General features: G+C 63.5%; 24 protein-coding genes and 1 tRNA gene. 10 read left to right on the top strand and 15 right to left on the bottom strand.

Features of this window, described 5'->3' with window-relative positions; all coding sequences use genetic code 11:
* Positions 1 to 6: 6 nt before the first annotated feature.
* A complete protein-coding gene (locus tag DM373_RS20870; RefSeq protein ID WP_110995373.1) occupies positions 7 to 363 on the top strand; it encodes a VOC family protein in 357 nt (118 codons plus the stop codon).
* Positions 364 to 491: 128 nt separating this feature from the next.
* Here the strand turns inward: DM373_RS20870 and DM373_RS29450 are convergent, their stop codons facing one another.
* Positions 492 to 617 carry a hypothetical protein gene (locus DM373_RS29450; RefSeq protein WP_279630485.1) on the bottom strand — a complete coding sequence of 42 codons (126 nt, stop codon included), beginning with the start codon at positions 615 to 617 and terminating at the stop codon, positions 492 to 494.
* A gap of 226 nt (positions 618 to 843) precedes the next feature.
* Here DM373_RS29450 and DM373_RS20865 point away from each other — a divergent pair, with 226 nt between their 5' ends.
* Entirely contained in the window at positions 844 to 1,032 is a 189-nt protein-coding gene (locus tag DM373_RS20865) for a hypothetical protein (protein WP_110995372.1), read from the top strand.
* Positions 1,033 to 1,062: 30 nt separating this feature from the next.
* Here DM373_RS20865 and DM373_RS20860 read toward each other — a convergent pair whose 3' ends face one another.
* The 3 genes from DM373_RS20860 to DM373_RS28810 form a co-directional block, all read right to left on the bottom strand.
* Positions 1,063 to 1,476, bottom strand: coding sequence for a DoxX family protein (locus DM373_RS20860; protein WP_110995371.1), 414 nt, complete (start codon positions 1,474 to 1,476; stop codon positions 1,063 to 1,065).
* 105 nt (positions 1,477 to 1,581) lie between these two features.
* Positions 1,582 to 1,666, bottom strand: a tRNA-Leu gene (locus tag DM373_RS20855).
* Between the two features lie 93 nt (positions 1,667 to 1,759).
* A complete protein-coding gene (locus DM373_RS28810) occupies positions 1,760 to 1,972 on the bottom strand; it encodes a hypothetical protein (RefSeq protein ID WP_157966865.1) in 213 nt (70 codons plus the stop codon).
* Positions 1,973 to 2,075: 103 nt separating this feature from the next.
* Here DM373_RS28810 and DM373_RS20850 point away from each other — a divergent pair, with 103 nt between their 5' ends.
* From DM373_RS20850 to DM373_RS20835, 4 genes are all read left to right on the top strand, one after another.
* Positions 2,076 to 2,384: a hypothetical protein gene (locus tag DM373_RS20850; protein ID WP_208642816.1), complete on the top strand. Its 309-nt coding sequence runs from the start codon at positions 2,076 to 2,078 to the stop codon at positions 2,382 to 2,384.
* Positions 2,385 to 2,446: 62 nt separating this feature from the next.
* Positions 2,447 to 3,604, top strand: coding sequence for a two-component system sensor histidine kinase NtrB (locus DM373_RS20845; RefSeq protein ID WP_244215105.1), 1,158 nt, complete (start codon positions 2,447 to 2,449; stop codon positions 3,602 to 3,604).
* 6 nt (positions 3,605 to 3,610) lie between these two features.
* Positions 3,611 to 5,056 carry an ATPase domain-containing protein gene (locus DM373_RS20840; RefSeq protein ID WP_110995369.1) on the top strand — a complete coding sequence of 482 codons (1,446 nt, stop codon included), beginning with the start codon at positions 3,611 to 3,613 and terminating at the stop codon, positions 5,054 to 5,056.
* A gap of 12 nt (positions 5,057 to 5,068) precedes the next feature.
* Positions 5,069 to 5,440: a response regulator gene (locus DM373_RS20835; protein WP_110995368.1), complete on the top strand. Its 372-nt coding sequence runs from the start codon at positions 5,069 to 5,071 to the stop codon at positions 5,438 to 5,440.
* Positions 5,441 to 5,511: 71 nt separating this feature from the next.
* Here DM373_RS20835 and csrA read toward each other — a convergent pair whose 3' ends face one another.
* The 8 genes from csrA to DM373_RS20800 form a co-directional block, all read right to left on the bottom strand.
* Positions 5,512 to 5,709, bottom strand: coding sequence for a carbon storage regulator CsrA (gene csrA / locus DM373_RS20830; protein WP_110995367.1), 198 nt, complete (start codon positions 5,707 to 5,709; stop codon positions 5,512 to 5,514).
* 248 nt (positions 5,710 to 5,957) lie between these two features.
* Positions 5,958 to 6,977 (bottom strand): DNA topoisomerase IB, encoded by a 1,020-nt coding sequence (locus tag DM373_RS20825; RefSeq protein ID WP_110995366.1) that lies wholly within the window; start codon positions 6,975 to 6,977, stop codon positions 5,958 to 5,960.
* Positions 6,978 to 7,033: 56 nt separating this feature from the next.
* Positions 7,034 to 8,125, bottom strand: a complete 1,092-nt coding sequence (gene modC / locus DM373_RS20820; RefSeq protein WP_110995365.1) for a molybdenum ABC transporter ATP-binding protein — start codon at positions 8,123 to 8,125, stop codon at positions 7,034 to 7,036.
* A gap of 1 nt (position 8,126) precedes the next feature.
* Positions 8,127 to 8,807 carry a molybdate ABC transporter permease subunit gene (gene modB, locus DM373_RS20815; protein ID WP_110995364.1) on the bottom strand — a complete coding sequence of 227 codons (681 nt, stop codon included), beginning with the start codon at positions 8,805 to 8,807 and terminating at the stop codon, positions 8,127 to 8,129.
* Positions 8,807 to 9,565: a molybdate ABC transporter substrate-binding protein gene (gene modA, locus DM373_RS20810; protein ID WP_110995363.1), complete on the bottom strand. Its 759-nt coding sequence runs from the start codon at positions 9,563 to 9,565 to the stop codon at positions 8,807 to 8,809. Before modA ends, modB begins: the two co-directional genes overlap by 1 nt.
* Before the next feature lie 95 nt (positions 9,566 to 9,660).
* Positions 9,661 to 10,734, bottom strand: coding sequence for an NAD(P)H-dependent flavin oxidoreductase (locus DM373_RS20805; protein WP_110995362.1), 1,074 nt, complete (start codon positions 10,732 to 10,734; stop codon positions 9,661 to 9,663).
* 36 nt (positions 10,735 to 10,770) lie between these two features.
* Complete coding sequence (locus DM373_RS28970) at positions 10,771 to 10,941, bottom strand: hypothetical protein (RefSeq protein WP_167409850.1); 171 nt, start codon at positions 10,939 to 10,941, stop codon at positions 10,771 to 10,773.
* 7 nt (positions 10,942 to 10,948) lie between these two features.
* The gene (locus DM373_RS20800) at positions 10,949 to 11,251 is read right to left on the bottom strand and encodes a DUF1883 domain-containing protein (protein ID WP_023631136.1); all 303 of its coding nucleotides are present in this window, start codon (positions 11,249 to 11,251) and stop codon (positions 10,949 to 10,951) included.
* Positions 11,252 to 11,412: 161 nt separating this feature from the next.
* Here DM373_RS20800 and DM373_RS20795 point away from each other — a divergent pair, with 161 nt between their 5' ends.
* The 3 genes from DM373_RS20795 to DM373_RS20785 all read left to right on the top strand — a co-directional run bounded on the left by DM373_RS20795 (position 11,413) and on the right by DM373_RS20785 (position 13,493).
* Complete coding sequence (locus tag DM373_RS20795; RefSeq protein ID WP_110995361.1) at positions 11,413 to 11,772, top strand: hypothetical protein; 360 nt, start codon at positions 11,413 to 11,415, stop codon at positions 11,770 to 11,772.
* A 147-nt stretch (positions 11,773 to 11,919) separates the two neighbouring features.
* Positions 11,920 to 12,582, top strand: coding sequence for a c-type cytochrome (locus DM373_RS20790; protein WP_110995360.1), 663 nt, complete (start codon positions 11,920 to 11,922; stop codon positions 12,580 to 12,582).
* Positions 12,583 to 12,644: 62 nt separating this feature from the next.
* The gene (locus DM373_RS20785) at positions 12,645 to 13,493 is read left to right on the top strand and encodes a c-type cytochrome (RefSeq protein ID WP_371923709.1); all 849 of its coding nucleotides are present in this window, start codon (positions 12,645 to 12,647) and stop codon (positions 13,491 to 13,493) included.
* Between the two features lie 61 nt (positions 13,494 to 13,554).
* Here DM373_RS20785 and DM373_RS20780 read toward each other — a convergent pair whose 3' ends face one another.
* Together DM373_RS20780 and DM373_RS20775 are read right to left on the bottom strand one after the other, a co-directional pair.
* Positions 13,555 to 14,049, bottom strand: a complete 495-nt coding sequence (locus DM373_RS20780; RefSeq protein ID WP_110995358.1) for a DUF934 domain-containing protein — start codon at positions 14,047 to 14,049, stop codon at positions 13,555 to 13,557.
* Complete coding sequence (locus tag DM373_RS20775; RefSeq protein ID WP_110995357.1) at positions 14,033 to 15,685, bottom strand: nitrite/sulfite reductase; 1,653 nt, start codon at positions 15,683 to 15,685, stop codon at positions 14,033 to 14,035. Before DM373_RS20775 ends, DM373_RS20780 begins: the two co-directional genes overlap by 17 nt.
* Positions 15,686 to 15,901: 216 nt before the next feature.
* Here DM373_RS20775 and DM373_RS20770 point away from each other — a divergent pair, with 216 nt between their 5' ends.
* Positions 15,902 to 16,978 (top strand): ABC transporter substrate-binding protein, encoded by a 1,077-nt coding sequence (locus DM373_RS20770; protein WP_110995356.1) that lies wholly within the window; start codon positions 15,902 to 15,904, stop codon positions 16,976 to 16,978.
* 439 nt (positions 16,979 to 17,417) lie between these two features.
* On the opposite strand, the gene DM373_RS20765 is transcribed toward DM373_RS20770, so the two are convergent.
* Positions 17,418 to 17,636, bottom strand: a complete 219-nt coding sequence (locus tag DM373_RS20765) for a DUF2970 domain-containing protein (RefSeq protein ID WP_110995355.1) — start codon at positions 17,634 to 17,636, stop codon at positions 17,418 to 17,420.
* Positions 17,637 to 17,715 lie beyond the last annotated feature (79 nt).

The following is a 17,715-nucleotide window of genomic DNA, read 5'->3' as shown; positions in this document are numbered from 1 at the left end:
TGAAACATGGCAACCAGAGGCAAGGATCATCAGATCGACAATATCGAATTCAATGTCAGCGATATTGAGCGCAGCAAGGCGTTTTACGGTACGGTTTTCAACTGGCAGTTCGTGGACTATGGCCCGACCTATACCGAGTTTACGGATGGGCGATTGACGGGCGGTTTCACCACGGGTGAGCCCGTCAGGCCTGGTGGCCCGCTGGTGATCCTGTATGCGGATGATCTGGCCGAGACGCAACATCGGCTTGAGGCTGTTGGGGCAGAGATCAGCAGGACTGTGTTCGCATTTCCGGGCGGTAAGCGCTTCCACTTCATCGATCCGGATGGTTACGAGCTCGCGGTCTGGACTTCTGTGGATTGAAGCGACCAGGCTGAAACAGCGAACAAAAGAAAACCCGCCATCTAGGCGGGTTAAACAGAACGTATCGAAGCAAGGCCAGTCTGCCGTTACAGATGTCAGAATTTTGTGAAGGCCCGGCAGGTCAGGTTTCAATAACCGTTACTGAATTTTTCATCAATCATGCGTCTTTCTACTGCGTAGCGCTTCGGGCCTTTTGCGTCGGCGCGGCTGTTTTCTTCGATGGCGAGGCCATGCAATGCTGCGCCGATGGCCACGACTCAACTGTCATCCTGTTCTGCTGTGGTCGTCGGAAGCGGCCAAGCCCATCAGCACGGCTGGGCCCGGGCAAAAAAAGCCCGCCAGGGCTGGCGGGCTGGAACGTGCTTGAAGGGAGAGCCTTGAGGTTGCGCCTGATCGGTTAAGTCAGGGTTAACTATCCGCTGCATTGACCGCTGGCGCCGAAGCGCCTATACAGGCGGCCTGTAGTGTGTGGAGTGTGTGATGTACGAAGAAGACGATTTGCCTGAGCCCGAGCACGACCATCTGCTTGACCACGAATTTCACGACAGCTTCGACCCTGAGGCGGATGCGCAAGGAGCGCTGGATGAAGTCGAGGAAGACGAGGAACTGCAGGATGATTTCGATGACGAAGAGGATCACCCGGCCTGGCACGATGACTGCGACGATTGACGTCGCAGCCATCGCGTATTGATCCGGCGGTCAGTGGCGGTCGAGCGAAAAGCGCCCGGGGCCGCTGACGGCCAGTGCCAGCAGCCCGCCAACGATGCTCAGGTTTTTCAGGAACTGAGTCATGTTGGCGCTGCGTTCGGGGTCGACCATGTTCCAGAACGGGTGGCCGAGCAGCGCGGTGCCCAGCACGAACAGGGCGAACAGCAGCGCCAGTGGCCGGGTATAGAAACCGAGGATCAGCAGGATGGCGACCAGGAACTCCATGATCACCGCCACCCCGGCAGCCAGCATCGGGGCCGGTGCGCCGAGGGAGGTCATGTAGCCGACCGTGCCCTCGAAGCCGGTCAGCTTGCCCCAGCCGGCGAGTACGAACAGGATCATCAGGAAGATCCGGGCAAGCAGCAGAATGAAGTCGCGTTGGCCTTCGAGCAGTGCATAGCGCATGGCGGCGCTCCGATGGACGGGGACAGTTTCCACTCTAGCAGCTGCCAGGCGGAATTCCGCTGGGCATGAAAAAGGCGCCGCAAGGGCGCCTTCATCGAAAACAGATGGTGCGAGTGGCGGGACTCGAACCCGCAAGGCTCACGCCGACAGATTTTAAGTCTGCTGTGTATACCAATTCCACCACACTCGCACTGTTGACCGCCGCGCCTCATGAATAGATGGCCCTGGCAATCAAGCGCGCTTTATAACCCATTGTTATAGAAGCGTCAACCAGCCTGCAGGTTCAGGGTGTGATGGTGTGGGCGATACCGCGCAGCTCACAGGCAGAATCGCGCAAATCCTCAACATGGTTGTCCATGGTTCGCGCATCTGTCTTATGGATTGAATGACGCAGATACAGGGCGTGGCCATCCAGTACCTGGCAAAGAGTGTCGAGTTCGGCAGCCGTGTGCAGCAGGTCGTCCTGAAGGCGTTGCAGGCGTTGATTCGAGGGCATGTGGTGCGTCCTTGCAGCTAAGCGAAGCGCCACTATAGGTCAATTGACAGGAGGCTGTCATTGCGCCACCTTTGCGCCATTGGATCCAAGTGAGTAAGCCATGATGTCCCCGTTTTCCCCAGGCCAGGCCAGCGCAGCAGGGCGTGTTGTGCGCCCGAAGCTGTTCTGGCGTGTGTTGTTTCTGCTGGTTTGCCTGCTGGCGGCCTTCCTCTTCGTCGGCTTGATCGGATTGGGTAGCTATCTTGTGGTGCTTGGCCTGGATGAATTGCGTTCAGCGTCTCAACGGCTCATGGCCCTGGGTGGCGGTGCGTTGATCCTGCTGGTCGGCCTGTGGCTGCTCAAAGTGGCAATGCCGCGCAGGCTGGTGCCGACGATGCGTGAGCCTGAAGTTGACGGTCGTCGCATGGGGTAGGGTGCTTGCAGGACTTTTGACTACGCTCAGTATGTCCTTATCGCGGTGCTTGGGGAGTTCGCATGCCAGCAACGGACCGGCCCGCCCAGTCAGTGATGCCCGAAGCGCGCTATGAACAGCTGGTTCAGGCGGTGGTGGACTATGCCATCTACATGCTCGACCCAGATGGCCATGTGGTGTCGTGGAACGCCGGTGCCCAACGGATCAAGGGTTATCGCGCCGACGAGGTGATCGGCAAGCATTTCTCCCTGTTCTTCACCGCCGAAGATTGTGCCGAGGGCCGCCCCGAGCGTCTGTTGCGCCAGGCCTTGGAACAGGGCGTGGCGCAGGATGAGGGCTGGCGTGTACGCAAGGATGGCACGCAATTCTGGGCCCTGGCCGCGTTGGACGTCATTCGCGACGAGCAGGGCCAGATCATCGGCCTGGCCAAGGTCACGCGCGACATCACCGATCGCCGGGATTCCGCGCTGCAACTGGACGCCATGCGCGCCCAACTGTTCCAGGCGCAGAAACTCGAGGCCCTCGGCCAGCTGACCGGCGGCCTGGCCCACGACTTCAACAACCTGCTGACCATCATCCTCAGCTCCGCCCGCCTGGCCATCAACAGTCACGACCCCGGCCGCACCCGGCGTATGCTCGAGCACATTCTCGATGCCGGGCAGCGGGGCACCCAGTTGACCCAGCAACTGCTCAGCTTTGCCCGCTATCGGCAGCTGAGCGTCGCACGGATTTCGCCTGCCGAGGTGGCCGGGTCCATTCGCGCGCTGGCGGAACACGCGTTGCCTCCCGATATCGAACTGGTCGAACAGATCCGGGCAGGGCTGCCTGCGATTGAAGTGGATGCCGGGCAGTTGCAGATGGTACTGCTGAACATGATGTTCAATGCCCGGGATGCGATCGGCACGGCGGGGCGGATCGACCTGGTGGTCGACAGTGTGGAGTTGGCCGGCGAAGTGGAGGGCTTGCAAGGCCGTTACGTGCGTTTCGACGTGCGCGACGATGGCGAGGGTATCGATCCGCAGGTGTTGCCACGTATCTTCGAGCCGTTTTTCACCACCAAACCGTTCGGCAAAGGCACCGGTCTGGGGCTCAGCCAGGCCTATGGGTTCGCCAGGCAGAGCAATGGCGCCATCCGCGTTGCCAGCCGGCCCGGCAAGGGGACCTGCATGAGCCTGTACCTGCCGGCATGCCTCGATGATCAACCGCACACAGGCGAGTAAAGCATCATGGTTGAACAGCTCAAGCGACTGGCCACCGGTATTGAAGGCCTCGATGCCCTGCTCAAGGGCGGGCTGGTGGTGGGGGCGTCCTATATCGTCCAGGGGCATCCGGGTTCGGGCAAGACCATCCTGGCCAACCAACTTGCTTGCAACCATGTCCGCGAAGGTGGGCGGGTGCTGGTGGCCACCTTGCTCAGTGAGTCCCATGAGCGTTTGTTCCAGTACCTGTCGACCCTGACGTTTTTCGATCAGACGCTGGTGGGCGACAGCATTCAGTTCGTCAGCGCCTTCGACACCCTTGAGCAGGATGGCCTCGACGCTGTGGTGCGGCTGCTGCGCCAGGAGATCGCCCGGCAGCAGGCCAGCCTGCTGGTCGTCGATGGCCTGCTCAACGCCCGCTCACGGGCGGAAACCAGCCTCGACACCAAGAAGTTCGTTTCCGAATTGCAGGGGCATGCCGCTTTTGCCGGATGCACTGTCCTGCTGCTGACCAGCGCTCGCCTGGAGGAGGGCAGCCCCGAGCACACCATGGTCGATGGCGTCATCGAGCTGGGCGAGCACCTGGTCGGCAGCACGGCGGTGCGTCATGTCCAACTGCGCAAGACCCGCGGCAGCGGGGCGATGTCGGGGCGCCACGAATGCCTGATCAGCGAGGCTGGGTTGCAGGTCTTCCCGCGGCTGGAATCACTGTACAGCCACCCCAGCCAGCCTGGTGCGCAGGCGCTGAGCCGCGCAACTACCGGGGTGAGCGACCTGGATCGCATGCTCGGCGGCGGTTTGGCTGAAGGTTCCGTGAGCCTGTTGATGGGGCCGTCCGGGGTCGGCAAAAGCGCCTTGGGCATCGCGTTTCTGGCAGCGTCCGATGAGCACGCACCTGGGCTGCACTTCGGGTTCTACGAGACGCCCGCTCGCCTGCGTCTCAAAGCTCAAGCACTGGGCTTCGACATCGCCAGGCAGGAGCGTGACGGGGTCGTGCAGCTCAGTTGGCAACCCACCACTGAGGGGATGCTGGATGAGGTAGGCGCCCGTTTGCTTGAGCAGGTGCGAGCGCTGGGCGCCAAGCGCGTGGTGATCGACAGCCTCGGCGCGTTCGGGCGCCTGGCGTTGGAGCCTGGGCGCTTGAACGCGTTCTTCCGCGCCCTGACCGGTGAGCTGCGCGCACGTGAGGTGACCGTCCTGCTCACCTGGGAGATGCGTGATATTTTCGGCGCCGAGATCACCGCCCCGGCACCGGACCTGTCGAGCATCGTCGACAATCTGGTGCTGATGCGCTTCGCCGAACTCGATGCCAGGCTGCACCGCGTGCTGTCGATCGTCAAAGTGCGCGACAGCGATCACGACCCAACGTTGCAGGCGCTGCACCTGGGGCCGCAGGGGATCACCCTGGGGCGGGCTTTCGATGGCGCAAGCGGCGTGCTCAGCGGCACAGCGGTCCCGCAGGAAGATCGCTGATGGGATGACGCCATGAACACCATCCTGATCGTCGATGACGAGTACCTGATCGCCGATATCCTCGGTTTTGCCCTGGAGGACGAAGGCTATCAGGTGGAAAAGGCCAGCAACGGGCGCAAAGCCCTGGAGGCCTTGAAAGGGCGGCACGAAGGCAGGCATGTGGAATTGGTGATCACCGATTACATGATGCCGGTCATGAGTGGTGTGGAACTCGTGCGGGCTATTCGCACTGAGCTGGATCTGCCGCACCTGCCGGTCATTCTCATGAGTGGTGCGCAGGCCGACAAGAAGCTGATCCGCCCCGAACTGTTCGCCGCGGTGTTCGACAAGCCATTCGACATGGACAGAATGATCGCCAAGGTGCGCGAGCTGCTGGGCACCTGAGGTTCAGGATGGGCGCCCCGCGTGGGCGGGCAATCGATCAGACGCGTCCGTGCGGCTTGATGCGTGGGTTATCAGTGTTTCTCGTCGCCTTTCTCCGGGGCAGGGCTGCCTGCCTGGATACGCTTGTAAATCTCTTCACGGTGCACCTGGACATCCTTCGGCGCATCGATGCCGATCCTCACTTGCATCCCCTTGACTCCCAGAATGGTGACTTTGATGTCGTCGTTGATGACGATGCTTTCGCCGACCTTACGGGTGAGTATCAGCATGTAGTTCTCCTTGGTGATGTAAAAACCGCCGGGCCATTTACCACAACGGTGGGAGCTTTGTCCCTCTTCCTTTCCATTAAAGACGCTTTCGGCGGATAGTAATTCCTCCGTCAGACAATTTATGCCTGTCTCTAGTTGCAGGTGCTGGTGGACAGATGCTGTCCATCAGCGAAGGTGCTCGGTGGCAAGGATAGGGTGGTTGACGTCATATGGGAAATTTCCTTGTTTGATAAGTGAAATAGCCGAGCTCAATGATCGTTTGCGCCCAGTGCCTGCAGAAAAACCAGCAGCGCCGCTTCCTCGGGCTCCAAACCCTTGCGCTGGCGTGCCCGCGGCAGCTGTGCCAGGCGCCCGAGCTGGAAATGCTCGAACAGCGCGGGGTGGATATAGCAGCGGCGGCAAACGGCCGGCGTATTGCCCAGGCGGTTGGCCACTTGGCGCACGGTTGCCGCCACCTGGCGCCGGGCTTCGCTGTCGGGCTCCCAGGCCAGTGGCCTTAGCAGGCTCAGGGCCAGGCTGCTGCCGGCCCAGGTGCGGTAGTCCTTGGCGGTGAAGTCGGCGCCGGTCAACTGCTGGAGAAACTGGTTCACCTCGGTCGAACCGATGCGGTGGCGTTGCCCGTCATCGTCCAGGTACTGGAACAGCGCCTGGCCAGGGAGTTCCATGCAGCGCTTGAGCAGTGCCGCCAGGCGTCGGTCATGCAACGTGACGTCGTGTTCGACACCGCGCTTGCCGCGGAACTGGAAGCGGATGGTGCTGCCCCGAACCTTTACGTGACGGCAGTTCAGCGTGGTCAGCCCGTAGGAGCGATTGTCGCGCAGGTACTGCCGGTTGCCGATGCGAATGAGCGTCGCGTCGAGCAGGCTGATTACCAGCGCCATCACTTTTTCCCGGTCCATCCCGCGGCGTGCCAGGTGTTCGTCCAACCGCTTGCGCAAGGCGGGCAGGGCTTGGGCGAAGGCTAGCAGGCGCCCGTACTTGTACTGGTCGCGCTGTTCGCGCCATTGCTGATGGTAGCGGTACTGTTTACGCCCCCGGGCATCGCGGCCGGTGGCCTGTAAATGGCCCAGCGGGTCGGTGCAGATCCACACCTCGGTATAGGCTGGGGGGATCACCAGCGCCGCGATGCGTGCCAGGGTCTCTGCATCGCGCACCTGCCGGCCCGAGGCATCGAAGTAGAGGAATCGCTCGCCTCGCCGGCGCCGGCTCAACCCGGGTTGGTTATCGTCGACATAGTGCAGGGCGGCGGGTAGCGGGCTGTCGGGCATCGGTGCAGTCCATCGAGCGGTCATGCAGCAATGGACAATCGCCACTGCGGCGTTGCTCAACCGAGTAGCGCCACCGACTTGATCTGCGCCCACAGATGCTGGCCCGGCTGCACGCCGAGTTGTTCTGCCGAGTAGCGGGTGATGCGCGCCAGCAGGGGGCTGCCGCTGGCGTCCAGGCTCACCATCACATGGGCCGGGTTGTCTGCCGCGCGGCATTCGCGCACCCGTACCGGCAGGCGGTTGAGAATGCTCGATGCGCCGTCGGCGCTCAGCGCCAGGCTCACATCGCGGGCCTGCACCTTCAGCCGCAGGGTGCTGCCCATATGCAAGGCAGGATGGGCGATGCGCAACAGCGGACCTTCGCCGCCGGGCAAGCGCAGGTCGAACAGCTCAAAGTGCGGGTCGTGGCCGACCACCACGCCTTCGAGGACCACGCCGGCATCCTCGCCCTGGGCCAGCGACAGGTCCAGGCGTGCCAGGGTCTGGCCGATCGGGCCGCTGGCCAGGGCCTTGCCCTGCTCCAGCAGCACCAGATGGTCGGCCAGGCGCGCGACTTCGTCCTGGGCATGGCTGACGTAGATAAGCGGGATATCCAGCTCGTCATGCAGGCGTTCCAGATAGGGCAGGATTTCACGCTTGCGCGCACTGTCCAGGGCCGCCAGCGGTTCGTCCATCAGCAGCAGCCGCGGGCTGCTGAGCAATGCCCGGGCAATGCCGACACGTTGGGCCTCGCCGCCCGACAAGGTCGCAGGCTTGCGCTCGAGCAGATGGCCGATGCCCAGCAGTTGGCAGGCCTGCTCCAGCTTGATCTTGCGCTCACTGGGGGCGATGCGGCGCCAGCCGAACTCCAGGTTGCCGCGCACCGACAGGTGCGCGAACAAGCTGGCTTCCTGGAACACATAACCCACAGGGCGTTTGTGCGGGGCAATGAAATGCCCGCGCGCGCTGTCTTCCCAGACCTCGCCGTTGACCTCGATGTAGGCACTGGCGGCACGTTCCAGGCCCGCCAGGCAACGCAGGCACGAGGTCTTGCCCGAGCCGGAATGGCCAAACAGCGCGCTGATGCCACGCCCGGGCAGGCGCAGGTCGACATCCAGGGTGAAATCGTCGCGCGCAAGCGTGAGGCGCGCCTGTATCGAAGCACTCATTTCAGCTCCAGCCAGCCTTGCCACGCCGGCCGGCGTAAAGCATCAGCAGTACCAGGAAGGAGAACAGCAGCATGGCCCCGGCCAGCCAGTGGGCCTGGTCATAGGCCATGGCCTCGACGTGATCGAAGATCTGCACCGAGACCACACGGGTCTTGTCGGGGATATTGCCACCGATCATCAGCACCACGCCGAACTCGCCCACGGTATGGGCGAAGCCGAGAATGCTGGCGGTGATGAAACCGGGGCGTGCCAGCGGCAGCACCACATGGACGAAGGTATCCCAGGGGCTGGCGCGCAGGGTCGCGGCCACCTCCAGCGGGCGCTGGCCAATGGCGCTGAAGGCGTTTTGCAGGGGCTGGACCACGAACGGCATGGAATACACCACCGAGCCGATCACCAGCCCGGCGAAACTGAACACCACGCTGCCCAGGCCCAGCGCCTGGGTGGCTTGGCCGATCCAGCCATGGGGGCCAAGCGTCAGCAGCAGGTAGAAGCCGATCACCGTCGGTGGCAGCACCAGGGGCAGCGCCACCACCGCGCCGATCGGCCCGCGCAGCCAGGAGCGGGTGCGTGCCAGCCACCAGGCGATGGGCGTGCCCACCACCAGCAGGATGGCGGTGGTCAGGCTGGCCAGCTTGATGGTCAGCCAGATCGCACCCAGGTCACTGGCGTCGAGCGGCATCAGATTTCATAGCCGTAGGACTTGATCACGGCGGCTGCCTTCGGCCCCTTGAGGTAGTCGACCAGCGCCTTGGCTGCCGGGTTGTCCTTGCCTTTGTTCAGGATCACCGCATCCTGGCGGATCGGCTCGTGCATCGAGGCCGGGACGATCCACGCCGAGCCGCTCTCGACCTTGCCGTCCTTGTAGATCTGCGACAGGGCGACGAAGCCCAGCTCGGCATTGCCGGTGGAAACGAACTGGAACGCCTGGGTGATGTTCTGGCCCTCGACGAGCTTGGCCTTGGTGGCCTCGGTCAGCTTGAGCTTGTCCAGCACCTGGGTGGCGGCCAGGCCGTAGGGGGCGGTCTTGGGGTTGGCGATGGACAGGTGCTTGAAGTCGTTTTTCTTCAGTACTTCACCCTTGGCGTCAACATAGCCCGGTTTGGCCGACCACAGCGCCAGGGTGCCGATGGCATAGGTGAAGCGCGAGCCTGCAACGGTTTCCTTTTCCTGCTCGAGCTTGGCCGGGGTGCTGTCGTCGGCGGCGAGGAACACTTCGAACGGCGCGCCGTTCTTGATCTGTGCGTAGAACTGGCCGGTGGCGCCGTACGCGGCGACCAGCTTGTGGCCGGTGTCTTTTTCGAAGTCCTTGGCGATGGCCTGGATGGGGGCGGTGAAGTTGGCTGCCACGGCAACCTGGACTTCATCGGCCCAGGCACTGTTGAGTGAGAACAGGCTGGCCAGGGTGGCGGCGGCCAGGTGGGTCAGGCGAATACGCATCGAGAAGGCTCCTAGGGGCGGATGGTTATCGTTATGGTGCTGACTATATAGCGATAAGCCATCCGTCGGGAAGGGCCGTGCGGGTAAAAACTTGATCAGCGAGTCAAGATTCTAATCGCCCCGTTGGCAATTTCAAGCGTCAGCTCGCCCGCGTCGAGGTGTTTGCCCAGGCGCAGGGCCTGACCGGACCACAGATTGCTGAAATCACTGTTGCCCTGTGGGTCGGTAATCGCCCGCAGTGGCATCAATGCACCGCCTGCCAGGGGGAAGTGCGGGGCCAGTGCGCTCATGGGCCCCAGCTCGCGCATGATGCGGTTGTTGATGCCGCGCGCAGGGCGCCCGGTGAACAGGTTGGTCAATGCGGTATCGCTGGCCGGCGCGTTGTCCAGTGCACGGCGATGCGCCGGCGAGACCTTGGCCTGTGGGCAGAACAGGTAGGCGGTGCCGATCTGCACAGCCGAGGCCCCCAGGGCGAGGGCGGCGAGCAGGCCGCGGTGATCGGCAATGCCACCGGCGGCGATCACCGGTACGCGCACCGCATCCGCCACCTGGGGCACCAGGGCGAAGGTGCCGATCTGGCTGGTGATATCGTCGCTGAGGAACATGCCGCGGTGGCCGCCTGCTTCGAAGCCCATGGCGATGATCGCGTCGCAGCCGTGCTGCTCGAGCCAGATGGCTTCCTCGACCGTGGTGGCGCTGGACAGCACCTTGGCCCCGGTTGCCTTGACCCGTTGCAGCAATTCGGCGGCGGGCAGGCCGAAATGGAAGCTGACCACCTCCGGGCGCATTGCCTCCACCAGTTGGCAGCTCTGCGCGTCGAACGGCGCACGGTTGGACACCGGCGTGGGCGCGTCGAAGTCGGCGCCGGTCTCGTCGTAGTAGGGCTTGAGCGCCTGCTTCCAGCGCGCATCGCGTTCGGGGTCCGGTGCTGGCGGCTGGTGGCAGAAGAAATTGAGGTTGAGCGGGCCGCTGCACGCGGCGCGGAAGGCCTCGATTTCCCCTCGTAGCTGGTCGTGGGTCAGCATGGCGCAGGGCAGGGCGCCCAGGCCGCCGGCGTTGCCGACGGCAATGGCCATCGCCGAGCCGCTGGCGCCGGCCATGGGCGCCTGCAGGATGGGCACCTCGATGTTCAGCAGGTCGAGGATGCGGCGGTCTGGCCAGGTGCTCATGGGCGACTCCTTGAGTGCGGCGGGATCGGGGCGGTCTTACAGGGCCTTGCTGACCTGAATGTCGCTGATCTTCTCGGCGTCGTCGCCGTGGATCTTGCGCAGGGCCTGCTGCGCCTGCTCCAGGGAGGCATCGGGCATCAGGGCGAAATCCCAGCGGCGTTCGCCGTCGAGCTTGTACTTGATCACATACTTGATGGTCTGGGTCATGCGGGCGTTATCCGAGTTTCGACGAGGAGCGGCGAATGATCTTGATCTTGTGCGTCAGGCTCGGCTTGCGGGTTACCGAGATCGGGCGCGTGGTGACGGTATCGATGGTGATGTTCCAGAAACCGGTGCTGGGCACGGTGATTTTTGCCGGGAACTTCTCGAAGTGGCCGCCGTGGTAAGTGTGTCGCCCGCCATTCTTGAAGCTGCGGAAGTTGGCGTCGTTCATCAGGCGGATGTTGCAGCGCTGGGAGCATTCGATGACGACGATGTCGTCCTCGTTCAGGTGCTCGCGCTGGTGTACGAATTTCATGGGGTGCTCCGCAAGGGTTGTTTCTGCAAAGGCGAAAGATACCACGATGTGGCGCTACACTTGCGACCGGGCTCGGGCGGGCGGGGAGATTTCTGCCAGGTCGGGGAGCAATTGCGCCTGGCTGCGGTCAGAGGGTGACCTTTGCAATTGGAGTAGCGTAAATGAAATGGCTGGTAGCGGCGGTGGCGCTGGTGCTGGGGGGCTGCGCAAGCGTGAGTGAGCTTGAGCAGTCCCACGAAACCATGGATGTAATGTCTGGCAAGACGCCCCGTGAATACGCCGATTGCGTCAAGCGCAAGCTGGCGGACAGTCGTGACCCGTTGGGCGAAGAAGTGCGCGGCGACGGCCTGCGCCTGATCGTGCCGCAAAAACTGTCGGCCAGCGCAGGGCCGGCGGCGCTGCTGGACATCGACAAGCGTGGTAGCGGCAGTGCGATCAAGGTTCACGAGCGTTTGAGCAATTTCCCCCTGCGCCTGGGGGATGTGCGCACCGCGGCGACCGAGTGCATCTCCGGTTCTTGATCCAGCGCAGTCATTGATCGATTAAACGGCAGATTGCCGATTTCCTTCCCGGTGACACGTTGTCGCATACCGGGGATAAGCCCTAGTATTTCTGGGCTTATGTCGTTTGAGCCTAAGCTTATAACAAGGAAAATGGAGTCTTCCGTGATGAAATCCCTGAGTCGTGTCGTGATCGGCGGTTGGCTGATCCTGGCCTGGCCCACGGCGTATGCCGCCGACGGGCAACAGGTCTTCAACCAGGGCGGGCAGAACCCCGCCGCCATGGCCTGCCTGGGCTGCCATGGGCCGGACGGCAAAGGCATTGCCGCAGCCGGCTTCCCCCGCCTTGCCGGTTTGCCTGCCGGCTACCTTGCCAAGCAACTGCGGGATTTTCGCCAGGGCAGCCGCAAGCAACCGGTGATGGAGCCGCTGGCCAAGGCGCTGAGTGATGCGGAAATCGACGCCGTCAGCACCTACCTGGCGGCGCTCCCGGCCGATGGCGCCGCCGAGCTGCGCCGCCAGCAGATTGCCGGCGATGCGGTATCCCGTCTGGCCCTGTATGGCGACTGGGGCCGGCAGATCCCTGGTTGCGTGCAGTGCCATGGGCCGGGTGGCGGCGGGGTCGGCGAACACTTCCCGCCCCTGACCGGGCAACCGGCCGGCTACCTGGTGGCCCAGCTCAACGCCTGGCGCGACGGCAGCCGCAGCAACGACCCCAACCAGTTGATGGTCAACGTGGCCAAGGCCATGACCGATGCCGAGGTCAAGGCGATAGCCGAGTATTTCGCCAACGCAGCAAGCCCGTCCCCCAGCCAGGAGGTCAAGCCATGAAAACCATGATCCCCGCTGTGCTGTTGCTGGCCATGGGCAGTGCCCAGGCCGCGCCGATTGCCATGGAAGATCAATCGCAGCTCAAGGTGCCGGGCGTGCAGGCCGCGCCGCAGTTCGTGGCGCCCGCCGAAAGCGCCATCCCCGACAACGCCTTTGGCAAGATGGTCCGCCAAGGCCATGCATTGTTCGTCGATACCCGCCGCTTGATGCCCGACGCCGTGGGCAATGGCCTGAACTGCAGCAATTGCCACCTTGACCAGGGCCGCATGGCCCACTCGGCGCCGTTGTGGGGCGCTTATCCGATGTACCCGGCCTATCGCAAGAAAAACGACAAGGTCAACACCTTCGCCGAGCGCATCCAGGGTTGTTTCCAGTTCAGCATGAATGGCAAGCCACCGGCGGCCGACAGCCCGCAGATGACTGCGCTGAGTGTGTATGCCTACTGGCTTTCGACCCAGGCGCCGACCGGCGTCGAGATCGCCGGCCGTGGCTACCCCGACGTTGCGCAGCCCGCGGGCGGCTACGACTTCAAGCGTGGCCAGCAGGTGTACCGCGAGCAATGCGCGATCTGCCACGGTGACAACGGTGAAGGGCAGAAGGTCGCCGGGGAATACGTGATGCCGCCGTTGTGGGGCAAGGACTCGTACAACTGGGGGGCGGGCATGCACCGCATCAACACCGCGGCGTCGTTCATCAAGTACAACATGCCGCTGGGCAAGCCTGGCAGCCTGAGCGACCAGCAGGCCTGGGATGTGGCAGCGTGGATCAACCGCCACGAGCGGCCGCAGGATCCACGGTTGGTGGAGGGCTCGATCGAGAAGACGCGATTGAAGTTCCATGCCAACGACGGGGTCAACCTGTACGGGCAGAAGGTCGATGGGGTGCTGGTGGGGCAGGGCACCGGCGGTTGATCCTGGGCTAGAAACGAACCAGCCCGCCATGAGGCGGGCCGGTCGATGCAGCAGGTGACGATCAGCGGCGGCGGAACAGCGGCAGCGGCTCGTCGGTGGCGCCCTGGTAGGTCACCGAGAAGTCCTTCAGGCTCTGCAGCGCGTCTTCCGGGTCCTTGTCGGCACGGATGGCGAACGCATCGAAGCCACAGCGGGCCATGTAGAACAGCTGGTCGCGCAGCACGTCGCCGATGGCGCGCAGCTCACCCTTGAACTTGTAACGGTCACGCAGCAGGCGCGCATTGGAATAGTTGCGCCCGTCGGTGAAGGCCGGGAAGTTCAGGGCGATGACCTGGAAGTGCTGGACGTCAGCGCCGATCTCTTCCGCTTCCTCGTCGCTGTCCAGCCAGATGCCCAGGCCGCCGTCGCGGGCCTTGAGCATGCTCGGATGGTCACGCCACAGTTGCAGCGGCACGATGTAGTCGTCGCAGTTGGTCAGCTCGTCGATCGAGACGTCCTTGGGCAGCAGGTGCCAGGTTTCGTCGACGATCTGGTTGTTCTTAATGATTCGCTGCATAGACGCGTTCCTTGAAGGGGTCGATGCCGATCCGCTGGTAGGTGTCGATGAAGCGCTCGTCTTCGGTGCGTTGCTCGACATACACGTTGATCAGCTTCTCGATCACGTCGGCCATGTCATCCTGGGCGAACGAAGGGCCGAGGATCTTGCCCAGGCTGGCGTCGCGCGCGGCGTTGCCGCCCAGCGAAACCTGGTAGAACTCCTCGCCTTTCTTGTCCACCCCGAGGATGCCGATGTGGCCGACGTGGTGGTGGCCGCAGGCGTTCATGCAGCCGGAGATGTTCAGGTCGAGCTCGCCGATGTCGAACAGGTAGTCCAGGTCGTCGAAGCGACGCTGGATGGATTCGGCGATCGGGATCGACTTGGCGTTGGCCAGCGAGCAGAAATCACCGCCCGGGCAGCAGATGATGTCGGTCAGCAGGCCGATGTTCGGCGTGGCGAAGCCTTGCTCGCGCAGTTCCAGCCACAGGGCGTGCAGCTGGCGCTGCTCGACGTCGGCGAGGATGATGTTCTGCTCGTGCGAGGTGCGCAGGTAGCCGAAGCTGTAGCGCTCGGCGAAGTCGGCGACGGCGTCCAGCTGCTTGTCGGTCAGGTCGCCCGGGGCGACGCCGGTGGGCTTGAGCGACAGGGTGACGGCGACGTAGCCCGGCTTCTTGTGCGCGCGGGTGTTGCGCGAACGCCAGCGGGCAAAGCCTGGGTGCTCGGCATCCAGTGCGCTGTAGTCCTGGTTGTCGAGCGCCAGGTACTCAGGGTCGATGAAGTGGCGCGCCACGCGCTGCACTTCGGCCTCGGTCAGGGTGGTGTCGCCACCGCGCAGGTGGGCCATTTCGGCCTCGACCTTCTCGGCGAACACTTCCGGGGTGAGGGCCTTGACCAGGATCTTGATCCGCGCCTTGTACTTGTTGTCACGGCGGCCGTAACGGTTGTACACGCGCAGGATCGCGTCCAGGTAGCTGAGCAGCTCCTGCCACGGCAGGAACTCGTTGATGAAAGCGCCGATCACCGGGGTACGGCCCAGGCCGCCGCCCACCAGCACGCGGAAGCCCAGCTCGCCGGCAGCGTTACGCACCGGCTCAAGGCCGATGTCGTGCACTTCGATGGCGGCGCGGTCGTCGCTCGAACCGTTGACGGCAATCTTGAACTTGCGCGGCAGGTAGGCGAATTCCGGGTGGAAGGTGGTCCACTGGCGGACGATCTCGCACCATGGGCGCGGGTCCACCAGTTCGTCGGCGGCGACACCGGCGAACTGGTCGGTGGTGACGTTGCGCAGGCAGTTGCCGCTGGTCTGGATCGCGTGCATCTGCACGGTGGCCAGCTCAGCCAGGATGTCCGGGATGTCTTCCAGCGCCGGCCAGTTGTACTGCACGTTCTGGCGGGTGCTGATATGCGCGTAGCCCTTGTCGTAGTCGCGGGCGATCTTCGCCAGCATACGGGCCTGCGTCGCGTTCAGCTGGCCATAGGGCACGGCGACGCGCAGCATCGGGGCGAAGCGTTGGACATAGAGCCCGTTCTGCAGGCGCAGCGGGCGGAATTCTTCTTCGCTCAGCTCACCGGCCAGGTAGCGGCGGGTCTGATCACGGAACTGCTTGACGCGGTCCTCGATGATCCGCTGATCGTACTCGTCGTATACGTACATAAAAGTCCTGTCTCAGGCTGCATGCAGCTAATCGCGCGCACGGCCGCGCACTCCGGAGCGGAGCGGGGGAACGATAGCAGAGTGGGTTTATGCGCTAAAGTGATGTTTTTGCATATGAAAAGAACCATTTGGACTAAGTGAGACTGACTGCCATTTGCCCGCTCTGCGCCGCGCTACGCGTATACTCCGCCGTTTGCTCCCCAGGGATGTAACCGCATGCTCAAGGCCTTGTGCCAGGGCCTGTGCCTGAGCCTGCCACTGGCGGCGGGCGCACAGGCCGCTTCGGTGGTATTTCTCAACCCAGGCTTGTCCAACGAGACGTTCTGGGTCGACTACTCACGCTTCATGCAGGCCGCCGCCACGGACCTGGGCATGCAACTGCGCGTGCAGTACAGCGAACGCCGGGCCGACCTCGCCCTGACCCAGGCCCGCGCCGTGCTGCAGGGGCCAGAACGCCCGGACTACCTGGTGCTGGTCAACGAACAGTACGTCGCCCCCGAGATCATCCGCCTGTCCCGCGGCACCGGGGTCAAGCTGTTCCTGGTCAACAACGGCCTGACGGACAGCCAGGCGCGCAGCATCCAGGCCCAGCCCGACAAGTACCCCGAAGTGCTCGGCACCCTGACCAACAACGACGAAGCGGCCGGCTACCAGATGCTCAAGGCGATGGTGGCGAAACTGCCGCCCTCGTCCGAGCCGGTCGACCTGCTGGCCTTTGCCGGGGTCAAGACCACCCCGGCCTCGCAACTGCGCGAGCAGGGTATGCGCCGCGCGCTGGCAGACTTCCCGCAGGTGCGCCTGCGCCAGGTGGTGTATGGCGGCTGGAACCGCCAGCGCGCCTTCGAACAGGCGCAGGTGCTGCTGGAGCGCTATCCCCAGACCCGGCTGGTGTGGTCGGCCAACGATGAAATGGCCTTCGGCGCCATGCGGGCCTTCGAGCAGGCGGGCAAGGTGCCGGGGCGCGATGCCGTGTTCAGTGCGGTGAACAGCTCGCCAGAAGCCCTGCGCGCACTGATCGACGGGCGCCTGGGTGTGTTGATGGGCGGTCATTTCACCCTGGGCGGCTGGGCCATGGTCATGCTGCACGACGATGCCATGGGCCTGGCGGTGAATCGCGACGGATTGCGCGAGCACCAGGTGCCGGTCTTGCAACTGATCGACTCGGCCAAGGCTCGGCGTTGGCTGCAGTTGCTGGAGCAGGGCGGCCACGGCGTCGACTTTCATCACTACAGCGCCGAAGGGCGGCCGGCCAACTACCGCTACCCGTTTCTCACGTCGCCCGTCGACTATTGAAAGTCCCTGCTTGAGCGAAGGACATTGCTGGACTTAACTGCTGCTTGTGAAGTGCATTCCCATAACCACTACAAGAGGCAATGCAATGGGAAACTCAACCAAGGTCCGCAAAGCTGACAGCAGTGTCGACGCCTGGGCGATCCTGTGCCTGATCGTGCTGGTGGTGGTCACCGCCGTGTATTGGGTCAGCCACCAGTAACGGGCCGCCATAAACCGTGAAACAAACCTGAACCGCCCGCGGAGTGGATATCCGCGGGCGGTTTGCGTTCAGCATCCATTTCATCGTGGCCTGACAGCTTGCGTGCTCTTGTAGGAGCGGCCTTGTGTCGCGATGGGCTGCAAAGCAGCCCCGGCGATAGTGAATGGAGTAAAGATCGCCGGGGCCGCTGCGCAGCCCATTCGCGGCACAAGGCCGCTCCTACAGGGATTGCATGTGTGTCTAGCGCGCAGTCAGATGCATCGCCAGTTGCACCAGCCCGATCAGCACGAAGATGAAGACCAGGGTGAACAGCGTGCCCATCACGATGAAGTGGCTGGCCTTGCCGTAGGTGAAGTCGCGGGCGCGGTTCTTGCCGCTTTGCACGCCGAAGGCGGCGGCGAGGATGCTCTGCAGCATCTGCCAGAAGGTGGGCGGTTTGCCTTGGCTGGAATCGTCCATGGTTGGCTCCTTGGGTCAGAGGCAATCAGGGACAGTGTAGGTGAATGTTCCGAGCCCATCGCCGGCAAGCCGGCTCCCA

This window comes from Pseudomonas sichuanensis (assembly GCF_003231305.1).
In the GTDB taxonomy this organism is placed as follows: Bacteria; Pseudomonadota; Gammaproteobacteria; order Pseudomonadales; family Pseudomonadaceae; genus Aquipseudomonas; species Aquipseudomonas sichuanensis.
Note: the sequence above shows the minus strand (reverse complement) of the source record. Positions and strands in the feature narration are given on the sequence as shown.

What these genes read in the sequence shown, in the direction of transcription:
- DM373_RS20795 (WP_110995361.1), top strand. Translation starts at nt 11,413, where the DNA reads ATGAAATGGCTGGTAGCGGCGGTGGCGCTGGTGCTGGGGGGCTGCGCA.
- DM373_RS20845 (WP_244215105.1), top strand. Translation starts at nt 2,447, where the DNA reads ATGCCAGCAACGGACCGGCCCGCCCAGTCAGTGATGCCCGAAGCGCGC.
- DM373_RS28970 (WP_167409850.1), bottom strand. Translation starts at nt 10,941, where the DNA reads ATGACCCAGACCATCAAGTATGTGATCAAGTACAAGCTCGACGGCGAA.
- DM373_RS20860 (WP_110995371.1), bottom strand. Translation starts at nt 1,476, where the DNA reads ATGCGCTATGCACTGCTCGAAGGCCAACGCGACTTCATTCTGCTGCTT.
- DM373_RS20825 (WP_110995366.1), bottom strand. Translation starts at nt 6,977, where the DNA reads ATGCCCGACAGCCCGCTACCCGCCGCCCTGCACTATGTCGACGATAAC.
- DM373_RS20775 (WP_110995357.1), bottom strand. Translation starts at nt 15,685, where the DNA reads ATGTACGTATACGACGAGTACGATCAGCGGATCATCGAGGACCGCGTC.
- csrA (WP_110995367.1), bottom strand. Translation starts at nt 5,709, where the DNA reads ATGCTGATACTCACCCGTAAGGTCGGCGAAAGCATCGTCATCAACGAC.
- DM373_RS20805 (WP_110995362.1), bottom strand. Translation starts at nt 10,734, where the DNA reads ATGAGCACCTGGCCAGACCGCCGCATCCTCGACCTGCTGAACATCGAG.
- DM373_RS28810 (WP_157966865.1), bottom strand. Translation starts at nt 1,972, where the DNA reads ATGCCCTCGAATCAACGCCTGCAACGCCTTCAGGACGACCTGCTGCAC.
- modC (WP_110995365.1), bottom strand. Translation starts at nt 8,125, where the DNA reads ATGAGTGCTTCGATACAGGCGCGCCTCACGCTTGCGCGCGACGATTTC.
- DM373_RS20835 (WP_110995368.1), top strand. Translation starts at nt 5,069, where the DNA reads ATGAACACCATCCTGATCGTCGATGACGAGTACCTGATCGCCGATATC.
- DM373_RS20840 (WP_110995369.1), top strand. Translation starts at nt 3,611, where the DNA reads ATGGTTGAACAGCTCAAGCGACTGGCCACCGGTATTGAAGGCCTCGAT.
- DM373_RS20850 (WP_208642816.1), top strand. Translation starts at nt 2,076, where the DNA reads ATGTCCCCGTTTTCCCCAGGCCAGGCCAGCGCAGCAGGGCGTGTTGTG.
- DM373_RS20785 (WP_371923709.1), top strand. Translation starts at nt 12,645, where the DNA reads ATGGAAGATCAATCGCAGCTCAAGGTGCCGGGCGTGCAGGCCGCGCCG.
- modB (WP_110995364.1), bottom strand. Translation starts at nt 8,807, where the DNA reads ATGCCGCTCGACGCCAGTGACCTGGGTGCGATCTGGCTGACCATCAAG.
- modA (WP_110995363.1), bottom strand. Translation starts at nt 9,565, where the DNA reads ATGCGTATTCGCCTGACCCACCTGGCCGCCGCCACCCTGGCCAGCCTG.
- DM373_RS20770 (WP_110995356.1), top strand. Translation starts at nt 15,902, where the DNA reads ATGCTCAAGGCCTTGTGCCAGGGCCTGTGCCTGAGCCTGCCACTGGCG.
- DM373_RS20765 (WP_110995355.1), bottom strand. Translation starts at nt 17,636, where the DNA reads ATGGACGATTCCAGCCAAGGCAAACCGCCCACCTTCTGGCAGATGCTG.
- DM373_RS20800 (WP_023631136.1), bottom strand. Translation starts at nt 11,251, where the DNA reads ATGAAATTCGTACACCAGCGCGAGCACCTGAACGAGGACGACATCGTC.
- DM373_RS20865 (WP_110995372.1), top strand. Translation starts at nt 844, where the DNA reads ATGTACGAAGAAGACGATTTGCCTGAGCCCGAGCACGACCATCTGCTT.
- DM373_RS20790 (WP_110995360.1), top strand. Translation starts at nt 11,920, where the DNA reads ATGAAATCCCTGAGTCGTGTCGTGATCGGCGGTTGGCTGATCCTGGCC.
- DM373_RS20870 (WP_110995373.1), top strand. Translation starts at nt 7, where the DNA reads ATGGCAACCAGAGGCAAGGATCATCAGATCGACAATATCGAATTCAAT.
- DM373_RS20780 (WP_110995358.1), bottom strand. Translation starts at nt 14,049, where the DNA reads ATGCAGCGAATCATTAAGAACAACCAGATCGTCGACGAAACCTGGCAC.